General features: G+C 38.5%; 20 protein-coding genes and 3 tRNA genes. 15 read left to right on the plus strand and 8 right to left on the minus strand.

The features are described 5' to 3' along the window. Positions 1-2 precede the first annotated feature (2 nt). The gene (locus J663_RS16300) at positions 3-1,868 is read left to right on the plus strand and encodes an alpha/beta fold hydrolase (protein ID WP_033850997.1); all 1,866 of its coding nucleotides are present in this window, start codon (positions 3-5) and stop codon (positions 1,866-1,868) included. After that, positions 1,861-2,622: a 4'-phosphopantetheinyl transferase family protein gene (locus J663_RS16305; protein WP_033850998.1), complete on the plus strand. Its 762-nt coding sequence runs from the start codon at positions 1,861-1,863 to the stop codon at positions 2,620-2,622. The genes J663_RS16300 and J663_RS16305 overlap by 8 nt, the downstream gene beginning before the upstream one ends. Positions 2,623-2,785: 163 nt before the next feature. On the opposite strand, the gene J663_RS16310 is transcribed toward J663_RS16305, so the two are convergent. The 3 genes from J663_RS16310 to J663_RS16320 all read right to left on the minus strand — a co-directional run bounded on the left by J663_RS16310 (position 2,786) and on the right by J663_RS16320 (position 3,103). Next, positions 2,786-2,861 (minus strand) — tRNA-Gly (locus J663_RS16310). A 45-nt stretch (positions 2,862-2,906) separates the two neighbouring features. Then, positions 2,907-2,982, minus strand: a tRNA-Gly gene (locus J663_RS16315). A gap of 45 nt (positions 2,983-3,027) precedes the next feature. Then, a tRNA-Gly gene (locus J663_RS16320) sits at positions 3,028-3,103 on the minus strand. A 230-nt stretch (positions 3,104-3,333) separates the two neighbouring features. Between J663_RS16320 and J663_RS16325 the strand changes: the two genes are divergently transcribed. The 5 genes from J663_RS16325 to J663_RS16345 all read left to right on the plus strand — a co-directional run bounded on the left by J663_RS16325 (position 3,334) and on the right by J663_RS16345 (position 6,167). Further along, the gene (locus J663_RS16325) at positions 3,334-3,642 is read left to right on the plus strand and encodes a BolA family protein (RefSeq protein WP_002114074.1); all 309 of its coding nucleotides are present in this window, start codon (positions 3,334-3,336) and stop codon (positions 3,640-3,642) included. Between the two features lie 11 nt (positions 3,643-3,653). Further along, the gene (locus J663_RS16330) at positions 3,654-4,046 is read left to right on the plus strand and encodes a SirB2 family protein (protein WP_033851000.1); all 393 of its coding nucleotides are present in this window, start codon (positions 3,654-3,656) and stop codon (positions 4,044-4,046) included. A gap of 76 nt (positions 4,047-4,122) precedes the next feature. Further along, on the plus strand, positions 4,123-4,965 hold the full coding sequence (locus tag J663_RS16335; protein WP_005071966.1) for a ParA family protein: 843 nt from the start codon (positions 4,123-4,125) through the stop codon (positions 4,963-4,965). Positions 4,966-4,975: 10 nt separating this feature from the next. Beyond that, complete coding sequence (locus J663_RS16340) at positions 4,976-5,362, plus strand: hypothetical protein (protein ID WP_002114091.1); 387 nt, start codon at positions 4,976-4,978, stop codon at positions 5,360-5,362. A 214-nt stretch (positions 5,363-5,576) separates the two neighbouring features. Then, entirely contained in the window at positions 5,577-6,167 is a 591-nt protein-coding gene (locus J663_RS16345) for a LysE family translocator (protein ID WP_017399730.1), read from the plus strand. 8 nt (positions 6,168-6,175) lie between these two features. Here J663_RS16345 and J663_RS16350 read toward each other — a convergent pair whose 3' ends face one another. Beyond that, entirely contained in the window at positions 6,176-6,817 is a 642-nt protein-coding gene (locus tag J663_RS16350; protein ID WP_033851005.1) for a DedA family protein, read from the minus strand. Positions 6,818-7,011: 194 nt separating this feature from the next. On the opposite strand from J663_RS16350, the gene J663_RS16355 reads away from it, so the two are divergent. Then, positions 7,012-7,449 (plus strand): DoxX family protein, encoded by a 438-nt coding sequence (locus J663_RS16355; RefSeq protein WP_002114126.1) that lies wholly within the window; start codon positions 7,012-7,014, stop codon positions 7,447-7,449. 64 nt (positions 7,450-7,513) lie between these two features. On the opposite strand, the gene J663_RS16360 is transcribed toward J663_RS16355, so the two are convergent. Beyond that, entirely contained in the window at positions 7,514-8,731 is a 1,218-nt protein-coding gene (locus J663_RS16360; protein ID WP_171073672.1) for a DUF445 domain-containing protein, read from the minus strand. A 385-nt stretch (positions 8,732-9,116) separates the two neighbouring features. On the opposite strand from J663_RS16360, the gene guaA reads away from it, so the two are divergent. Beyond that, positions 9,117-10,685 (plus strand): glutamine-hydrolyzing GMP synthase, encoded by a 1,569-nt coding sequence (gene guaA / locus J663_RS16365; protein ID WP_033851007.1) that lies wholly within the window; start codon positions 9,117-9,119, stop codon positions 10,683-10,685. 18 nt (positions 10,686-10,703) lie between these two features. On the opposite strand, the gene J663_RS16370 is transcribed toward guaA, so the two are convergent. Next, the gene (locus J663_RS16370; protein ID WP_033851009.1) at positions 10,704-11,213 is read right to left on the minus strand and encodes a GNAT family N-acetyltransferase; all 510 of its coding nucleotides are present in this window, start codon (positions 11,211-11,213) and stop codon (positions 10,704-10,706) included. Positions 11,214-11,489: 276 nt separating this feature from the next. Between J663_RS16370 and J663_RS16375 the strand changes: the two genes are divergently transcribed. From J663_RS16375 to J663_RS16395, 5 genes are all read left to right on the plus strand, one after another. Further along, positions 11,490-12,005 carry a PadR family transcriptional regulator gene (locus tag J663_RS16375; RefSeq protein WP_033851010.1) on the plus strand — a complete coding sequence of 172 codons (516 nt, stop codon included), beginning with the start codon at positions 11,490-11,492 and terminating at the stop codon, positions 12,003-12,005. A 60-nt stretch (positions 12,006-12,065) separates the two neighbouring features. Then, positions 12,066-12,371 (plus strand): DUF3861 domain-containing protein, encoded by a 306-nt coding sequence (locus J663_RS16380; protein WP_002114086.1) that lies wholly within the window; start codon positions 12,066-12,068, stop codon positions 12,369-12,371. A 158-nt stretch (positions 12,372-12,529) separates the two neighbouring features. Then, entirely contained in the window at positions 12,530-13,477 is a 948-nt protein-coding gene (locus J663_RS16385; protein ID WP_033851012.1) for a pirin family protein, read from the plus strand. Next, on the plus strand, positions 13,474-13,881 hold the full coding sequence (locus J663_RS16390; protein ID WP_014208118.1) for an OsmC family protein: 408 nt from the start codon (positions 13,474-13,476) through the stop codon (positions 13,879-13,881). The genes J663_RS16385 and J663_RS16390 overlap by 4 nt, the downstream gene beginning before the upstream one ends. Positions 13,882-13,994: 113 nt before the next feature. Then, positions 13,995-14,663, plus strand: a complete 669-nt coding sequence (locus J663_RS16395) for a glutathione S-transferase family protein (RefSeq protein WP_033851013.1) — start codon at positions 13,995-13,997, stop codon at positions 14,661-14,663. 40 nt (positions 14,664-14,703) lie between these two features. Here the strand turns inward: J663_RS16395 and J663_RS16400 are convergent, their stop codons facing one another. Both J663_RS16400 and argS read right to left on the minus strand, forming a co-directional pair. Next, complete coding sequence (locus J663_RS16400; RefSeq protein ID WP_033851014.1) at positions 14,704-15,318, minus strand: SPOR domain-containing protein; 615 nt, start codon at positions 15,316-15,318, stop codon at positions 14,704-14,706. A 157-nt stretch (positions 15,319-15,475) separates the two neighbouring features. Further along, positions 15,476-17,266: an arginine--tRNA ligase gene (gene argS, locus J663_RS16405; protein ID WP_033851016.1), complete on the minus strand. Its 1,791-nt coding sequence runs from the start codon at positions 17,264-17,266 to the stop codon at positions 15,476-15,478. Between the two features lie 494 nt (positions 17,267-17,760). Here argS and J663_RS16410 point away from each other — a divergent pair, with 494 nt between their 5' ends. Next, the gene (locus J663_RS16410) at positions 17,761-19,458 is read left to right on the plus strand and encodes an NAD-dependent malic enzyme (protein WP_002114135.1); all 1,698 of its coding nucleotides are present in this window, start codon (positions 17,761-17,763) and stop codon (positions 19,456-19,458) included. Positions 19,459-19,491: the final 33 nt, after the last annotated feature.

Genomic DNA, 19,491 nt, shown 5'->3' on the forward strand with positions numbered 1-19,491 from the left:
TTATGAATAATTTAAATAATGCAAAAAAAGATAATTTTTCACGGAAGACCATATTAGTAACAGGTGCAGCAGGTTTTATTGGCAGCAGATTGATCGTTGAACTTCTACGAGAAGGTCATCAGGTGATTGCTGCACTACGCAATGCGGCAACTAAGAAAGACAAGCTATTAGGTTTCATTGCAACACAAGGGCTGACAGATCCATCTATTTCTTTTGTTGAATATGATTTAAGTCATGACTTTAAGTTGGACTCTCTACTAACGGATGCTCAAACAAAGATCCATGTTGTTTATCATCTTGCAGCATCATTTAATTGGGGCATTAGCAAAGCTGAAGCTCAGCGTACGAATGTAAAATCAGGACTTGCTCTGATTGAATGGGCTGCGACATTGAAGCAGCTTGAGCGATTTATCTGGATTGGTGGATATCGAGTCGCTACTCCACCGCAAGAGTCTGCTGATAACTTGTATTATAAATATGGTGGTTACGAAGCTTCGAAAATTTTAGGGCATCAGGCTTTTATTGAGACATGTAAGCGTTTAAATGTGCCATGGACCGCAATAAATCCGGCGACAGTCATTGATGGTTTTTATACTTATGGTGATATGCAATATATTGGTATTGCCGAAATGATTGATAAGTTATATCAAGGACGTCTGCTGGCGCTGCCTGGTGGGAGTGATACATTTCTGCCACTGTGCAATATGCAATATATCGTGAGCTTTCTCATCCGAACGATATCTTTTCCTGAGACTATTGCTCAGGAGTATGTATTACTTGATCCTGCGACACCTAAATGTCATCGTCTAGTTAACCTAGCTGCCGAGCATTTAGGGGTTAGCGCACCACATTTGCAAATACCTAAAGTTCTGCTCGAGAAATTACCTGAGGCATTGCTTGGTGGCTCAAAAGAGCAGCTCGCTTTCATTTCTAATGAAAACTATCATGTCGCTGAGACAGAAAAGATGGCTGTTAGGATGGGTATCGCAGACCTAATCAATACCAGTCCTTATTTTTCTCGTTGGATTGATCGTCTGGTGCTTACACGTTTTGGTCGTATGCAAGCTCCAACACCTAGCTGTTTCAGTTATCAGAATCGATATTGGACAGAAATCTATACTAAACAAAAAGTTGGTTCAGAAAAATCTTCTGCATTATTTTTACACGGTATTCCATTCGATAGCACATGTTGGTTCCCAATAATTAATAAAATCACCTATGATCAGGTCGCTATGATGGACCTACCTGGACTTGGGCGTTCAGGTAGTTATGAGGTGATGGAAGATAACAATCATCAGTTTATTGATAATGCTGCAAAGCTTTTAGCACCAAATAGTGTTGTTATTGCTCATTCGTTAGGGTGTTTATTTGCATTGAGTCTTGCACAGAAATATCCAAATAAAGTTGCACGTCTTATCCTTATATCGCCTTATTTCGTGCAGGCACAGGCCGCAAAAATATTTCAAATACAAATCATCTCTAATCTAATTTTCCGTTTTGTATTGAAAGATAAAATTGCTAAAAATCTGCATCCAGATGGGCAAAAAAATCTATCTGTTGGTTATGCGATGGATTCATTAGGCCGAGTGTCGGTAGCCAAGCATATTAGTGAGTATATGCATCGTATTAGTTTGCCTCAGCAGAGAGTATCTCAAACAGCTTTGTTAAACGAACTTGGCTCTAAAGTTGAAATCATTGTTGGAGAGAAGGACCCAATTGTTACTACAATAAATCCTAATATCCCTGTACATATCATTGCTGGCGCAGGCCATAATCCGCACGTTACCCATGTAGAAGCGGTTTATGATTATCTCACACCAGTTCTAACCAAATACATCAGCACCACAGTCCAGCTCAGTGATGTCTGATATTTCCAAAGTACAGGTTTATGTCTGCCCAGTTTCACGGGTGCCACAAAACCACTTAATATTGAGTCATTATCTCAGCTTTCTCAATGCGGCAGAAAAGTTGAGATATGATCAATATCGTCCTCAGGCTGCACGTCTTTTCTTAATTTCTCGTGTGTTAACGAAGTCTGTTTTAGCAGATAAGTTGGGTATTTCACCCCATGAGGTCAACATGCAATTACAACCTAACGGCAAACCTTTTGTACAAGGCAATAAAGCTGTTTATTTCAATCTTAGTCATTCAGCAGATGTTATTGTTCTTGCGGTGACTGAAGAAGGGGAAATAGGAGTCGATGTTGAACGGGTCGACCGTGAGTTCGATTGGATGCGTGTCGATAGTGTGTTAGCGCCAAGTGAAATTGAATGGATTCAGGAAAATGAAAGGATTGATCCATCCACTGTATATCAACGGTTTTTTCAAATATGGACCTTAAAAGAATCCTATATTAAATGTACTGGCGAAGGAATGAGTCGTCATTTAAAGAAGCTAAACTTTCATGTGTTAGCTGAACATATAGAGTTTCTCGATTCAACTCGTGATATTCAAAAGACAGAAGAATATTATTTCCAAAGCTATGTCTATGATCATAACTTTATCTTTTCAATCTGTTTACAACAGCTTCTTGCCCAAGAAAGATTTGATTTGGATTGTTTTCAATTGGTGCCATGTATATCTACGCATCGGATAACGCCAATACCCTGCAAATATAACTAGATTAACTCGATACAATTACTGGTTTAAAAATCTGAGTCTATCAATGAAATACTCGGCCTTGAGCTGAGCTATTCTCAGAATATGCTGTAAATCGATAGAACGTAAAATCATGGGTCGATAAAAAGAAAAAAGCCCCAGTCTTTCGACTAGGGCCTTTTAAATTTGGAGCGGGAAACGAGACTCGAACTCGCGACCCCAACCTTGGCAAGGTTATGCTCTACCAACTGAGCTATTCCCGCATATATAAGCAGTTTTTACTAAAACTTTCTCAAAAAAAACCAATTTGGAGCGGGAAACGAGACTCGAACTCGCGACCCCAACCTTGGCAAGGTTATGCTCTACCAACTGAGCTATTCCCGCATATATAAGCAGTTTTTACTAAAACTTTCTCAAAAAAAACCAATTTGGAGCGGGAAACGAGACTCGAACTCGCGACCCCAACCTTGGCAAGGTTATGCTCTACCAACTGAGCTATTCCCGCGTGCCGCTTATAATACATTAAGCAAAACAAGGGTCAACAACTTTATGCAAATAATTATGCTGATTGCATAAAATAAAAACAGAAATGAGCATTTAGCGGTATTTTTGTTGTTAAGTTGCCGAATAAATAGACATTTTGTTTGAAGTCAAAGCATACAAGAGCAACTTTTGTTTGTGTGTAGACAGGGTATACTAGGTTCAAATATACGAATAATCGTAAAAGGAAAAGCTATGAGCCTTGAACAACAGTTGATTGAACGGTTACAAACACTTGCACCTAGCCATTTGGAAGTGATCAATGAGTCTGCCGGGCACGGTGGTTATTTTCCAGGTAAAGAATCTCATTTTAAAGTGATTATAGTGAGCGACGAATTTAATGGATTGCGTTTGGTTCAACGTCATCAAAAAGTATATGCCTTAGCTTCTGATTTGATGAATCCGGGCCAAATTCATGCTTTAGCAATTCATGCTTATTTGCCAAGTGAGTGGCAAGGCCAAGCACCTGCTAGCCCAGAATGTGCACATGCACCTAAAAGCTAAGGGTTAATTTCATGGATGCACATTTACTCACTAAAATTATTCATATGACTGCGGTAGCTGCCGCACTTATGGTCTTTGTTTTGCGCGCTTCAACTCTGTTTATAGGTGTTCAAGGTGAACAACCCAATCCAGCAGGGCGTAAAGTATTAGTTGCCTTACAACATTTGTCATTTACCGTGGTTTTCATTACAGGTGCAATTTTGTTAGTCATGAAAGACTTTCAAGTACAACCGTGGTTTTACGCTAAAATTATTCTATTTTTAGTGTTGTTATCTTCCCTGATGAAAGCCTTTAAAAAAGATGACACTCTTTTGTTGGCACAGCGCCGTGCAGGTTTGGTCATTAGTGCGATTGCATTTATTGCTATTATTATCTTAGTGATTGTGAAACCTGTTTTAGCTTAATTGTTCTACATTCTTTGCCTTTTTGATTAAGCTCTAGGTTAAACTGCGTACAGTAAAATAATATGCAGAGGGAAACATGTTAACTCGTGTGGTGTTTAACCAAAAAGGCGGTGTAGGGAAATCAAGTATTACTGTAAATTTGGCTGCAATTAGCGCCAAACATGGCTTAAGAACATTGGTGATCGATCTTGATCCCCAAGCCAATTCTAGTCAGTATCTTTTAGGTGACGAAGCAACCTATTCTGCTGAAAAATCAATTTTAGAGCCAAATATCGAAAATTTCTTTGATGATGTGTTGGGCAACAATCAACAAAAGGGTTTAATCGGTAACGCATTAGGTTCAATTTTAAAAGCTCCAAGAAATAAAGATCTCGACAGTTTTGTTCATTCAACTCCTTTTGCAAAATTAGATGTGCTTCCAGCAAGTCCTACACTTGGCGCGCTTGAACATGCGCTTGAAAGTAAACATAAAATTTATAAATTACGTGATTCGATTCAAAACTTAGTTGGGCGATATGACCGTATCTATATAGACACACCACCAGCGTTTAACTTTTTTACTCTCTCTGCTCTGATTGCGGCAGATAAAGTACTCATTCCTTTCGACTGTGATGTTTTTTCAAAGCGTGCGTTACAAACATTGATTGAAAATGTTCTCGAAACGCAAGATGATCATAATGATCGCTTGGAAATTGAAGGAATTGTGGTGAATCAATTCCAATCCCAAGCAAAATTACCTCGGGAAGTGGTTCAGCAGTTAAAAGATGAAGGGTTGCCTGTACTCAATAGCATGTTACCGCCTTCGATTTTGATGAAAGAATCGCATCAGAAAAATTTACCTTTGGCCCATTTGGCACCCGAACATAAATTGACTCAAGCTTATGAGACATTGTTTGGTGAGATTGAGCCAAAACGATAAGAGAAAAATGATGAAAGGCTTATACATTGCGCCTTTGGTGGCAGCCACTTTACTCCTTGGCGCTTGTGCTACAACGGTAAAACCGACTTATGTGTCTCCAACACAATATCAATCTTTGAGCTGCCAACAGCTACAAAGTGAATATAACCGTATTCAGCAATATATCGACAATGGCGTGCAAACTCCAAAAAGTACAGGTATGGGTGTTGGTCTTGGACTCGGTGGTGGCTGGGGACGAGGTGGTTGGGGATTCGGTCCATCTATTTCTGTAAATATGGGACAGTCTTCTTCAACGAAAAATACCGAACTTTCACGTGTTTTAGGCCAACAAGAAGCAATTGTTCAGGCTGCCCAGTTCAAGAATTGTCCAATTATTGTTCGTAAAAAGACCAATTAATAGTCAACTTTGCATCACAATATGCTAACTAAGGCATGTTGTGATGAATAAAGTTTAGCAAAATGTTTCATAATAAAATTAATATAAATAAGTGGTTTATCAATTTTTAAGCTTCTAAAATTCTGTATTTTCTGTAATCAAAAAGCCTTATAAACTTGCTATATTTTGCCTGTTTCGTTTAAGGTGGCCCCATCTTGGATATTATGGAAACTTTATGATTGAGAGTTGGTTTTTTGTATTGGCAATGTTGGCTGTTTTGCTCATTCCTGGGCCGACAAATGCTTTACTTGCAACCGCTGCTCATTCTCAAGGTTTATCTAAAGCATTTTGGCTTATTCCTATGGAATGGTTAGGCTATGCCTACGGTATTAGCTTTTGGGCTGTGTTTATTCATTTGGCAGCACCAGTTTGGCCTGCGTTATTGCTCATTTTACATATTACAAGTGTGGCGTATGTGTTCTGGATGGCATTCCGATTATGGAAAACCACCCATTTACAACAATTTAGTCAAACTCACCGTAACATTCGCCCACGTCAATTATTCTTCTCAACCTTAAAAAATCCGAAATCTTTACTTTTTGCTGCAGGTATTTTCCCTGCCGAAACATGGAATTCGCCTGAAAATTGTCTAATGGTATTTGGTGTTTTTACATTGACGCTCATTCCAGCTGCGAGTTTCTGGATGATTTTTGGACGTGCACTATTAACGGGCCCAGTACAAAAAATAAAAGCCGATCATTTATATAAAGGATCGGCTATGTTGCTTATTTTATGTATGCTTCCAGTGGTATTCCGTTTCTTCTAAATTAAGTCTTAAGCATTGGTTTTCCGGCTTTTTAGCTTTTCACGTATAAAGCCGATGATGCCCGGTAAAACACTAATAATAATGATGCCAAAAATAAGATGAGTGAAGTTGTCTTTAACGATTGGCATATTTCCAAATAGATAGCCTAACGCCACAAAAGAAGCGACCCAACAAAATGCGCCAATCACATTATAAGTTAAGAAAAACTTATAGTTCATGCTACCAGCACCCGCAACAAAAGGGGCAAAAGTACGGGCAAATGGAACAAAGCGAGCAAAAATAATTGTTTTGCCACCATGACGAGCAAAGAATTCTTGGGTTTTAATTAAATGCTGCTTATTAATGAATCGTGAATTCATTTCAAATACACGTGGACCGATAAAACGACCAATATGGTAGTTCACTGTATCGCCTAAAACGGCAGCAATGAAGAGTAGAGCACCCAATAACCATGGATCCATCGCACCTGTAGATGCTGCTAAAGCACCAGCTGCAAATAGTAAACTATCTCCCGGTAAAAACGGCATAACCACTAAACCGGTTTCGACAAAGATAATTAAAAATAAAATGCCATAAATCCACGTCCCGTAATTTGTAATAAACTCGGCGAGATGCTGATCAACGTGTAGAATAAAATCAATAAGTTCCATGAGATGATTAAGTGGTAAACCGTGCTCAAATCCTAGCAGTGACCCTATAGAAAGTCAGTATAAAACATCAAAAATATACAAATTGATCATCCTGTTTGTGCAACGATATATATGGATTTTGAGTATTTAATTATCAATGTCCCAAACCTAGAATGAGCTCATCAATAAATAAGCATTTAAATAAAGGTGGCAAAATGTTTAATCCAAATGTAGTGGTCAAAAATATCGTAACGCAATCAGGCGCGGACAGTTTTATTAGCCTTATTGCTCGTCTTCTTATGGCTTATATCTTCCTTGTTGCTGGTTGGGGAAAAATTACCGGTTATGCAGCAACTGCAGGATATATGGAAGCAATGGGTGTACCAGGTGGAATTCTTCCTTTAGTTATCTTGGTTGAGTTTGGTGGTGGTTTAGCCTTGTTATTTGGTTTCCAAGCACGCTTTGCAGCTTTTGGTCTTGGTATCTTTAGTATTTTAACTGCATTCTTGTTCCACCAAGGTGGGGCTGATGCAGCGGCACAATACAATAATGGCATCCATTTTATGAAAAACTTAGCAATGGCAGGTGGTTTATTCTTCCTAATGCTTCATGGTGCTGGCCGTATTAGTCTGGATCATGCAATCGAGAAATAATATTCAAGACAAAAGAAAACCGGATGAGCAAGTCATCCGGTTTTTTTATTTCTTTATTTTAAAATTAAAGCATAAATTGGATTTGTAATTCCCCAACCACGAAACCAAGAACTGCGCCGACTGCAATCAAGGCCCACTCATCTTCTTTAAATGCAGGACGTAACATCCCTTCAAATTCAGAAGGTGTTAATTTTTGCATACGCTCAATGAGTGTGCTACGAATATTCATTGCATCTTCTGCATAAGACTCTACATATTTCATCGTCTCTGGAAGCTGTTGCATAATACGTTCAGCAACTTGTGATTTCATATTCTGATATTTTTCTCCACCAATTGCATATACAACTAACGGACGAATAACCCCAGCTTGCATATCAATTTCTTGTTTGACATGGCGGTTAACCAGATCAATAACACGTGCAGAATGTGTACCAGAAAATAACTCTTCCATCATGTGACGTGAAGTTAAAAGCTGCTTAGAAATTAAAGCTGCATAGTCAGCTGCAACTTCATTTTGACGTTTAATAAACAGACCTTGCCATGTGTAACCCAATATCTTTTTAGGATAAAGTGGTCTAAACATCATTTGCAGTGCAATCCAGTCACTGAAGAAACCCACAAAACCACCAAATAAAGGTAGCATCCAAGGATATTTTCCTTGAGTGACAATCCAGCACAGCATCTGAATTACACCAATACCGAAGCCAAATACGAAACCCACATTACTGAAAAATTTAAATTCTTGTTTCCCTACACGTTTAAAAATATTGTTGAGTAAACGTTTATCTTTAAGCAAGTTGCTGATAACCAGATGTTTAATATCAAAGTATCGATTCACATCACGCTGTACTTCCCTCATGATGTGTTCAACGATTTCGGGTGCTTTGGATTGCACACGACGGATGAGTCTTTGGCGAGCAAATTCTGGCATGCCTTCCCATAAACCGGGCTGATACTCTTGAGCAACGTCACGGGTAATATCTTCAGCCGCTGCAAGTAGAGGTTTTTCTATTTCTTTGGCAATACGTTTAGGATCTAGGCGTGCAAAAATTTCTTCAGGTTTAATCAGCTTTGCTGTCATGAGCTCAACAGCAATGGTTGCCATTTTCTCGGCTTTGCGAGGCACAATGCCTTGCCAACCCAAAAATGGTTTAATACCTTTAAATTCAAGTGGTGAAAACATCATCTGGATGGCAACCACCTTGGTGATATAGCCAATTAAACCACTCATAAAAGGAATAGAGACATACAACCAAAAATGTTGCTGGAAATCTGCAATCATAGTTTGAAGCATTGTTGTTCCTTAGATTTCTATTGATTTTGATAGGGGGAAAAAAGCCATAAAAATGGATAATTGTTTAAGCACAGACAAATATCGCTTATGGTATCTACCTTTCCATGGTAATGCCTGTTTTATCGGCTCATCTTAACATCAAATTCAAGGTGATGTTGCATAGAATGTGATGAATTTATCAATACACATGGAGTTTTTAAGCGTAACCCATACAGTTGATAAATATAAGTAAATTTTGATTTATATCAAACAATCCAATTATAGAAATGATTCTGATATGAAAAAAATAAGATATATGATGATTTGCGGTGCGCCGAAGCGCGAAAAATGTTAAAATGGCGCGCTTAATTCTTTTGCCATTTAGTGGTTTGTCATGACTACCAATACTCAAATTACTGAAGATCGTATCCTGATTCTGGATTTCGGCTCTCAATATAGTCAGCTGATTGCACGTCGTGTACGTGAAGCTGGTGTTTACTCTGAAATGTATGCTTTTGATATGTCTGAAGAAGACATTCGCGCTTTTAAGCCAAATGGCATTATTTTGTCAGGTGGACCTGAGAGTGTACATGAAGAAGGCAGCCCTCGCGCACCACAAGTGGTGTTTGAGTTAGGTGTTCCAGTATTGGGTATTTGCTATGGCTTGCAAACCATGTCTGAACAGTTAGGCGGTAAAGTTGAGCCGGGGACTGTACATGAGTTTGGTTATGCCGAAGTTGATATCGTTAAACGCGACCAACTGATTGGTAACTTACAAGACCGTGAAAACCAACTTCATGTTTGGATGAGTCATGGCGATAAAGTTAGCCAGATTCCAGAAGGCTTTACCATTACTGCAAGCACACCAAGCTGTCCAGTTGCTGCTGTAAGTGATGAAGCGCGTCGTTTCTATGGCGTGCAATTCCACCCAGAAGTAACACACACGGCAAAAGGTGAAGAGTTACTTGCAAACTTCGTTCATAAAATTTGTGGATGTGGCGGTCTTTGGACGCCTGAACACATCATTGATTTACGCGTAGAGCAATTACGTGAACAAATCGGTGATGAAAAAGTTCTTTTAGGTCTTTCTGGTGGTGTTGACTCGTCTGTCGTTGCTGCGCTTTTACACAAAGCAATTGGCGACCAGCTAACATGTGTATTTGTTGATAACGGTTTACTTCGTTTAAACGAAGGTGACCAAGTGATGCAAATGTTTGCTGAAAATATGGGTATCCGTGTTATTCGTGCAGATGCGGAACAACGCTTTTTAACTGCATTGGCTGGTGAAGTTGATCCAGAGAAAAAACGTAAAATCATTGGCCGTGAATTCATTGAGGTATTTGCTGAAGAAGCACGTAAACTTGATGGCGTGAAATTCTTGGCACAAGGTACGATTTACCCAGACGTAATCGAATCTGCTGCAAGCAAACAAGGTAAAGCACACGTAATTAAATCACACCACAACGTGGGTGGTTTACCAGAAGATTTAGCATTTGAATTGGTAGAACCTTTACGCGACTTGTTCAAAGACGAAGTTCGTAAATTAGGTACTACACTTGGCTTGCCACACAGTATGATTTACCGTCATCCATTCCCGGGCCCTGGTTTAGGTGTTCGTATTCTGGGTGAGGTGAAGAAAGAATATGCTGATATTCTTCGTCTTGCTGATGACATCTTCATGCAAGAGCTTCGTGACAGCGGTTGGTATGATAAAACTGCTCAAGCATTTGCTGTGTTCCAACCAGTTAAGTCAGTTGGCGTAGTAGGTGATGGTCGTCGTTATGCATGGGTAATCGCACTTCGTGCAGTTGAAACTGTTGACTTTATGACAGCTCGTTTTGCACATTTACCATACGAATTAGTTGATAAAATCTCAACGCGTATTATGAATGAAATTAAAGATGTATCACGTGTTGTATACGACGTGTCATCTAAACCACCAGCAACAATTGAGTGGGAATAATCAAATGAAAAGGCAGGATTAAATCCTGCCTTTTTTATGTTTATTGATATACTGGTGACTAGTAATAAAAAAAATACTTTGATTTGAACCAAAACGTTCTACTGATTTGCCAAAAATCATTCCAACACGTTCTAGCAATTTGATAGATGCTTTGTTCTGTGTTTGAGTCTCGGCTATTACTTTCTTAAGATTTAACTCATTAAATGAATAATTTAAAACAAATTCAAGTGCTTGAGTTGCATATCCATATCCCATATATTCCGGCAGCAATTCATATGATACTTCGATATCTGAGCCGTCATGATGGGTATCCAGAGATATAATTCCTAAAAAATTATGATTAGTAGAAGATCGAATTGCCCAAATAGGTAATTTACTTGGATTATTAATATCAGCATGTGCTCGTGTTTGAGCTAAAGATACTTCCAATGGGCCACCTAAATACTTTCTAGTCGTATCATTTGTATAAAGTCTAACTAAATTAGAGGCATCTGCTAATGTTAAATCGCTTAAATAACACAAGTGCATATTATTTATGATTAAAGAGAAAAATTAACATATTACATTTTATAAGAAATTCATCCTAAATATTATTTTCTTTCGTTAGCTTAAACTTTTTCTCAGAAAACTAGCTATTAAGATGCTTAAGCACTCTTTTTTTATTACTTAGTGTTTAAAGAAAATAAAATTAATTTTAATAATTATCAAAGCAATAGGTTGGATTTTATTATTTTTTCTTGATAAAAGATATATTAAGATATATCTTAATAAGCATAAATTAAACAGATTCGAGAATCTTTAAAGATGAAACAACAATCAGAACATCATCATATTGAACACAATGAACATCATCGTTCGGGTCGCCGTGGAAGACTTTTTGAAGCGGGACGTATGAAACTTTTGGTACTTCATCTTATTCAGCAAAGTCCTAAGCATGGTTATGAAATCATTAAAGAAATAAGTGATTTGGTAGGCGATGGTTATACACCAAGCGCAGGAACAATTTATCCAACATTAACCAGTCTTGAAGAAATGAATTTGATTAATTTGCTGAATGTAGAGCGTAAGCAATATCAAATCACGGAATTTGGGAAAGCTTACTTAGCTGAACAACAAGACAAGTTGAAAGAGTTATTAGAAAAACTACGTTTAAGACGAGAAATCCACAGTAATGATGAATTAATCGAAATTCATCGTGCCATGGAAAACCTAAAAACAGCCTTGCGTTTGAAGCTGAACTCGGCAGGTTTACAGCAAGAGCAGATTTATCAAATTGCCGAAAAAATTGATCAGGCTGCTGTTGCGATTGGGCGGCTATAAATCGACCTTAAACAAGTTGAAATTTTTTCAAAGTTATTAATTTTAAGAGAGAATTTATATATGAAACAACATCAATATCATGTCACGGTACAACACTTAAAAAATGCAAAGGGAGAAGCCTCTACTTATACTGAACGCCTTGAGTTCTATGCGGGAAATCATGACGATATTTTTGAAATTGTTGAACGCTTAAAAAAAGCAGATTTTTTTGATGATGAAACAACAAAATCTTTTGGAGTTGGGCTAAAACTTTTTAGTGAGGTTATGCTTGAAAACCGTGACCACCCACTATTTCAAGAGTTTCTCCCACAATTTGGTCAATTTATGAAAAACCTAAAACAGCTCGTTAAAACTCAATCATCTTAAGCTGCTCAATGCAGCTTTTATTTTTCTATAATTAAAAAATGGATTGTCTCATTCATAGCACCCTGTGTATTACTAAAAGACTATATTGAATAATGAGTGTATTGTTAAGATCATTACAACGACTCATTGCAAAAGCATAGGTAAAAGAGAGTAATATCATGAGCAATAATAATGATTACGATATTTCTGATTCAAAGGATTGCGAAAAATTTGCCAATCAGTTTATTCAGGAATTTCCAATTCGCTCTGCTGAAATTGGACAGGGGACAGTCATTAAGCGGGCTTTACCTAGCCGACAAAAACGAATGATTGGTGCGTGGTGTTTCCTAGATCATGCGGGCCCAGTAACTTTTCCGGCGGGTGATGGTTTAGATGTTGGTCCTCATCCTCATATTGGTTTGCAAACCTTCACGTGGATGATTGAAGGCACCATGATGCATACCGATAGTCTAGGCTCAAAACAACTGATTCGACCTAAACAAGTTAATTTAATGACGGCAGGTCACGGAATTTCACATACAGAAGTTGCACCTGATACAGAAACTCAAATGCACGCTGCTCAGCTCTGGATTGCCTTACCAGATGCTAAGCGCAACATGGATCCGAAATTTGAACATTATCCTGAACTGCCTGTTGTTGAGAAAGACGGTCTAGAGTTTACCGTGCTTGTGGGTGAATATTTGGCAACTACTTCTCCAGTCTTGGTACATACGCCGTTAGTGGGTGTTGACCTCATTGCTACCGAAGATACGAAAACCCGCATTCCATTAAATCCTAATTATGAATATGGTTTTATGGTGCTTGAGGGTAGTGCTCATGTAAATGGCCATGAGTTAACTGCTGACAATATGGTGGTATTAGATACGGGTCTTAGTGAAATTGAGATTGAAGTAAAAAAAGGCAATCGTATCCTTTTGATTGGCGGTGAACCGTTTGAAACACCAATTTTGCTATGGTGGAATTTTGTTGCACGTACAATGGATGATTTAAAAGAAGCTCGTGAGCAATGGATTAACCATGATGCACGTTTTGGTGAAATTCCAGATTATGTTGGTGCACGTTTAGAAGCCCCTGTTCTTCCAGATCAAATGAGAGCATCAAAATGACAGCAGTAATCGCAAGCAGTAAAGCAAAGCCCCTTGCTGAACAATGGAAGGGCGAAATCACCAGTGGTCGTCACCAATATTTTTGTGATGAGCCAGAAAAGTTAGAAGGGCAAGATCAAGGCCCAGCGCCATATGATTTGCTCACTGGAAGTTTAGCCGCGTGTACGCTCATTACTTTAAGAATGTACGCAAAGCATAAGGGTTATGATTTTGGTGAGTTTTCGGTTGAAATCGATTTTCATACCAATAGAGAACATGAAGAACATATAGAACGTCGTATTGTTTTTAAAGACTTACCAAACGAAGAGCTTCAACAAAAAATCTTAGCGGTATGCGGTAAAACCCCAGTCACTAAAACTTTGTTACGTAGTTTAGACATTCATACTGTGCTTGTTACAGTGTAAAAATGCTATTTTGTTAAGGTGGATGATTTTATATCCATCCCACAAATGGAATAAAGCAGCATGTTCACATGCTGTTTTTTATGTAAAAAAGAAAAATAAAAGCAGGCAATAACATGATTAGTGTACACCACCTGGAATGTTCGCGATCGTTTCGAATTTTATGGGCTTTAGAAGAATTAGGCTTAGATTATGATATTCATTATTATCAACGTCTACCTAACTATTCCGCTCCAGAAACATTGAAATGTATTCATCCTTTAGGTAAAGCTCCGATTTTGACTGATGATGAACAAGTCATCGCAGAATCTGCTGTGATTTTAGAATATTTACAGCAGCGTTATGATCAGAAGCAACAATTTAAACCTACAGAGCCACAAGATTTACAGCAGTATATTTACTGGATGCACTATGCAGAAGGTTCACTTATGCCGTTATTAGTCATGACTTTGGTCATGAATAGTGTAAACAAGCATGTGCCATGGTTAATTCAACCAGTAGCTAAAAAAATCACGGAAGGGGTGAAGGCAAATTTTGTTCGACCACGTATGAAAGATCATATTAGTTTTTTAGAAAACTATTTGGCAGAGCATGAATATTTTGCAGGTGATTTTTCATTCGCTGATATTCAAATGAGCTTTCCTTTGGAAGCTTTACAATCTCGCTTACAGGGTAAATACCCTCATATTCAAGCGTTTTTACACCGTATTCAGCAAAGACCTGCGTTTCAAAAAGCGAGACAAAAGGGAATTGGTTCTAATGAAAGGAATTGTGCTGATATTTAAAAGAAAAGGAACAAATATTTGTTCCTTCTTTATTTTCAATTTACTTGCGTTTGATCACGATAGAATCAATGCCACTGTGTTGTAAGGTCTGCTGAGCAGCCAAGGCAGCGTCTTGAGTATCATACGGTCCAGAAATAACGCGATACCATGTTTGTCCGTTTTCAGTACTTTTGACTACATCAGCAGATAAGCCATTTAAAATGATTTCTGCACGGCGAGCATCAGCCTGATCAGGATCGTTATAACTACGAACTTGTAAAATATATGTAGGTTGCTGAAGAGTTGTAGCTGACTGATTCGGGTCAATTCCTACACTTTCAGAGGCAGCTGGTTGAGTGGTACTTGGTGCCTCAACGATCATGGCAGTGCCTTGATTTTTACTTTCAGGGATCGCTTGTTCAGGAATAGGGGTAACCTGTTGTTGAGGCAATAGGTCGTAGAAGCGATAGTCTTTATTAGTATCTTCTTCTTGATAATGTTCAGAAGTAATCTGATTTTTCGCAGGAACAGGTTGCCAAGGTTTCCAAAGCATAAGCATTACAGCGATACATAAGACCGCCAAAATAGCGACAAGTGTCCCTAACCATTTGGGAATTAGGGGCTTTTTAGGCTTATTAGGTCTTTCAGATACACCGCGTTGCGTTTTGCCAAACACGTGGATTATTCCTCTGTATTTTGATTGTTTTTTAATTCGAGTTTGAGTCTCGTCTTACGATGCTAAAAACAGTGGTTTGTATTGATATTTTAACTATACAAACCACCGCTTACTATATATTGCATGACCTTTAATTTGCTGTCATGCAATATATTTATTACATAGATTCTGGTGCAGATACACCAAGTAATTCTAAACCATTACGAAGTACTTGTTGTACATTGATTGAAAGCAATAAACGGGCTTGTGTAAGCTCTGCATCATCGCTTAATACTTTATGTTCATTGTACCAACCGTGGAACAGGGCAGCTAACTCTTTTAAGTAGTTACCAACCTGATGAGGTTCATATGCATTTGCAGCCCGCAACACTGCATCTGGATAAGCTGCTAATTTAGCAAGAATCTCAGTTTCTGCATCAAGAGACAAGCGAGCTGCATGTGGACGAGCAGCGTTTACATCGAATTGTAAATCTGTGCTTGCTGCTTTTTCTAACATACGACAAATACGTGCGTGTGCATATTGAATATAGTACACAGCATTGTCTTTACTTTGTGAAACAGCAAGGTCAAGGTCAAAGTCGATGTGTTGTTCACTCTTACGCATTACGTAGTAGAAACGAGCTGCGTCATTGCCCACTTCTTTACGTAAGTCACGTAAAGTCACGAATTGACCTGAACGAGAAGACATTTGAACCATCTCGCCGCCACGCCATAAACTTACGAACTGAACTAAAAGAACAGTCAATTTCTTAGAGTCGTAACCCATTGCATCAATCGCCGCTTTTACGCGAGAAATATAGCCATGGTGGTCAGAACCCCAAATATCGATTAGGTCAGTATAACCACGTTGTAGTTTATTTAAGTGGTATGCAATGTCAGATGCAAAGTAAGTCGTTTGGCCATTACGACGCTTAACAACACGGTCTTTTTCATCACCAAATTCAGTCGATTTAAACCAGATGTTGCCATCTTTTTCATAAAGGAAGCCACGTTGATCAAGTGTTTCTAAAGCTTCATCAATTTTTGCACTAAGAGATGCTTCACTAAACCATTGGTTGAACGTTACACCAAAGTCAGCAAGGTCATCCTTAATATCATCTAAAATGGCGTGAAGAGCGGCTTGATGGAATACGCGGTAACCTTCACCCAATAATTGTTGTGAGTTGGCAATAAGGCCATCAATATGCTTTTCTTTATCACCAGATAACACAACTTTGTTGCCTTCACTATCTAGCTCTTCAGCATATTGCACATCTTCTGGTACGTCTTTATAAACATTCGCAACTTCACGAATGTAAGCGTCGCCATCTTTATCAATAATGCCTTGTGCGATTTCTTTAACGTAATCGCCTTGATATGCATTTTTAGGGAATACAAGGTTTTGTCCAAGTAGTTCCAAATAACGTAAATAAGTAGAAGTCGCCAAAATATCCATTTGACGACCAGCATCATTCACGTAGTACTCACGGTCAACTTTAGCACCCGTTGCTTCAAGTAAATTAGCAACAGTCATACCGTATGCCGCACCACGTCCATGACCTACGTGTAGGCTAGACGTAGGGTTTGCAGAAACAAATTCGACTTGAATCTTTTTCGCTGCATTTGCTTGGCTACGACCAAAAATTTCTTTTTGTGCTTGAATTTGATCAAGAATAGCAAAACGCTGGTCTGCATTTAAAAAGAAGTTAATAAATCCGGGTCCTGCGATTTCAGCTTTACTGATATCTGCCACTTCTGGTAATGCAGCGAGAACTTTCTCAGCTAAATCACGTGGTTTCATACCAGCAGCTTTCGAGCCGATCATGGCAATATTAGAAGCAAAGTCGCCATGGCTTCGGTCTTTGGTGCGTGTTAAGTTGCTTGTGTTTTTCCAGTCGGAAGGAAGCACCCCTTCTTGTTGAAGAGTTTGCACTGCATGGTCGAGAGCTGCTTGTATTGCCGTATTCATATCAATCGAAAATAGATGTCGCAGAAAAACGTCAAATATAGCAAATTTCCGATGACTTAGGGGAGGGGATTTAATATTCCAATAATTCTTTATGCAAATTACTGATGATTATTTTTTAAATGAATGTCGGTTGATGAATCGCCTTACTATTCTGAAAATAATGAATTACAAGCCTTCTGGGCAGTTTTTGTGAGTAAATTACGTGTTTAATTTAATATTATTTCCTGAGGAAATACCTGTTGCCGCTAAATCATATAATTATGGCTTTTAAAGTTGAGAAAATAAAAGAAATTTTTAAAATCATAAAAATATTAAGATACTGATTTTTATTATTTATTTTTAAACATGTTTTAACTAAATAGTGTTTAATTTTAACATCACGGTTTAAAATATCTATTTTGATCGAATTAGGCTTAAGCTTATACGCACAAAGAGTTTTAGAGACCATACAAAACGTGTTTTTCTCTACTCTAAGCTGGAAAATGAGATAGGCAATGATATCAGGACACCCAAGTAAACATCCCCTTTATATTCCATATGCAGGTTTTACACTTTTAGAGTTACCACTTTTAAATAAAGGTTCGGCTTTCACTGAAGAAGAAAGAAGTAACTTTAACTTACACGGTTTACTCCCCCATATTATTGAAACTATTGAAGAGCAGAGCCAGCGCTCTTATCAGCAATATTGCGCTTTTACTGATGATATCAATCGACATATCTATTTGCGTAATATCCAAGATACCAACGAAACCTTGTTCTATCATTTAATCGAAAATCATCTTGAAGAAATGATGCCGATTATTTATACCCCAACAGTGGGTGAAGCATGTCAGCGTTTCTCCGATATCTATCGTCGTCATCGTGGTGTTTTTATTTCATATCCAGATCGTGATGTGATTGATGATATTTTGCAAAACGTAAATAAAAATAATGTAAAAGTGATCGTCATTACTGATGGTGAACGTATTTTAGGTCTTGGTGACCAAGGTATTGGCGGAATGGGGATTCCTATTGGAAAACTTTCGCTTTACACCGCTTGTGGTGGGATTAGTCCAGCTTATACATTACCAATCACAATTGATGTAGGGACGAACAATCCACAACTGTTAAATGATCCGATCTATATGGGTTGGCGTCAGCCACGTATTAGTGGCGATGAATATTACGCATTTGTCGATATGGTGATTGAGGCTGTAAAGCGTCGTTGGCCAAAAGCGTTAATTCAGTTTGAAGATTTCGCACAAAAAAATGCGATGCCACTTTTAGAAAAGTATCGAGATAAAATTTGTTGTTTTAACGATGATATTCAAGGAACAGCAGCGGTATCTGTAGGTAGTTTGATTGCTGCAAGTCGTGCAGCAGGCAAGCAATTAAAAGATCAAACAATTGCTTTCTTAGGCGCGGGCTCTGCGGGATGCGGTATTGCGGAACAAATTGTTGCACAAATGGTTGCTGAAGGTTTGACTGATTCTGAAGCCCGTGCACGCGTTTATATGGTGGATCGTTTTGGTTTGATTACCGAAAATCAGCCGAACTTATTGGACTTCCAACGCAAATTGGCGCAAAAAGCTGAGGTGGTTGATCAGTGGGGCAATATTGAAGAAGTGATTTCACTACTTGATGTTGTTAAAAATGCTAAGCCTACAGTGTTAATTGGGGTTTCTGGTCAACCGGGTCTGTTCACAGAAGAGATTATCAAAACCATGGCGGCGAATTGTGAGCGCCCAATTGTCATGCCATTGTCTAACCCAACTTCACGTGTTGAAGCTGTGCCAGCAGATATTGTGGAGTGGACTGAAGGTAGAGCGTTAATCGCAACAGGTAGTCCGTTTGCTCCTGTGAATCATCACGGCAAACTTTATAATATTTCTCAGTGTAATAACTCGTACATTTTCCCAGGCATTGGGCTGGGTGTGGTGGCATCGGGTGCTAAACGCGTTACTGAAAATATGTTAATGGCTTCAAGTAGTGCTTTAGCGAATTGCTCACCTCTACTAAAAGATCCGCAAGCTGATTTATTACCACCTTTAGGGGAAATTCAGCAAGTCTCTAAAGTGATTGCATTTGAAGTTGCGAAAGCTGCCATGGCAGATGGCGTGGCTGTAACGATTAGTGATGACTTACTACAGCAAAAAATAGATCAATCATTCTGGAAACCTGAATACCGCAAATATAAGCGTATTCCTTTCTAAGGTTGAGAACGTAAAAAGAGGAGCTTAAGCTCC

This window comes from Acinetobacter sp. 826659, assembly GCF_000588515.1.
Taxonomy (GTDB): Bacteria; Pseudomonadota; Gammaproteobacteria; order Pseudomonadales; family Moraxellaceae; genus Acinetobacter; species Acinetobacter pittii.

Excerpts from the sequence above, each read along its gene's own strand:
- J663_RS16410 (WP_002114135.1), top strand. The coding sequence starts at position 17,761 with ATGATATCAGGACACCCAAGTAAACATCCCCTTTATATTCCATATGCA.
- J663_RS16360 (WP_171073672.1), bottom strand. The coding sequence starts at position 8,731 with ATGATTGCAGATTTCCAGCAACATTTTTGGTTGTATGTCTCTATTCCT.
- J663_RS16345 (WP_017399730.1), top strand. The coding sequence starts at position 5,577 with ATGATTGAGAGTTGGTTTTTTGTATTGGCAATGTTGGCTGTTTTGCTC.
- J663_RS16350 (WP_033851005.1), bottom strand. The coding sequence starts at position 6,817 with ATGGAACTTATTGATTTTATTCTACACGTTGATCAGCATCTCGCCGAG.
- J663_RS16335 (WP_005071966.1), top strand. The coding sequence starts at position 4,123 with ATGTTAACTCGTGTGGTGTTTAACCAAAAAGGCGGTGTAGGGAAATCA.
- J663_RS16395 (WP_033851013.1), top strand. The coding sequence starts at position 13,995 with ATGATTAGTGTACACCACCTGGAATGTTCGCGATCGTTTCGAATTTTA.
- J663_RS16380 (WP_002114086.1), top strand. The coding sequence starts at position 12,066 with ATGAAACAACATCAATATCATGTCACGGTACAACACTTAAAAAATGCA.
- J663_RS16370 (WP_033851009.1), bottom strand. The coding sequence starts at position 11,213 with ATGCACTTGTGTTATTTAAGCGATTTAACATTAGCAGATGCCTCTAAT.
- argS (WP_033851016.1), bottom strand. The coding sequence starts at position 17,266 with ATGAATACGGCAATACAAGCAGCTCTCGACCATGCAGTGCAAACTCTT.
- J663_RS16355 (WP_002114126.1), top strand. The coding sequence starts at position 7,012 with ATGTTTAATCCAAATGTAGTGGTCAAAAATATCGTAACGCAATCAGGC.
- J663_RS16390 (WP_014208118.1), top strand. The coding sequence starts at position 13,474 with ATGACAGCAGTAATCGCAAGCAGTAAAGCAAAGCCCCTTGCTGAACAA.
- J663_RS16385 (WP_033851012.1), top strand. The coding sequence starts at position 12,530 with ATGAGCAATAATAATGATTACGATATTTCTGATTCAAAGGATTGCGAA.
- J663_RS16325 (WP_002114074.1), top strand. The coding sequence starts at position 3,334 with ATGAGCCTTGAACAACAGTTGATTGAACGGTTACAAACACTTGCACCT.
- J663_RS16300 (WP_033850997.1), top strand. The coding sequence starts at position 3 with ATGAATAATTTAAATAATGCAAAAAAAGATAATTTTTCACGGAAGACC.
- J663_RS16340 (WP_002114091.1), top strand. The coding sequence starts at position 4,976 with ATGAAAGGCTTATACATTGCGCCTTTGGTGGCAGCCACTTTACTCCTT.
- J663_RS16330 (WP_033851000.1), top strand. The coding sequence starts at position 3,654 with ATGGATGCACATTTACTCACTAAAATTATTCATATGACTGCGGTAGCT.
- guaA (WP_033851007.1), top strand. The coding sequence starts at position 9,117 with ATGACTACCAATACTCAAATTACTGAAGATCGTATCCTGATTCTGGAT.
- J663_RS16305 (WP_033850998.1), top strand. The coding sequence starts at position 1,861 with ATGTCTGATATTTCCAAAGTACAGGTTTATGTCTGCCCAGTTTCACGG.
- J663_RS16375 (WP_033851010.1), top strand. The coding sequence starts at position 11,490 with ATGAAACAACAATCAGAACATCATCATATTGAACACAATGAACATCAT.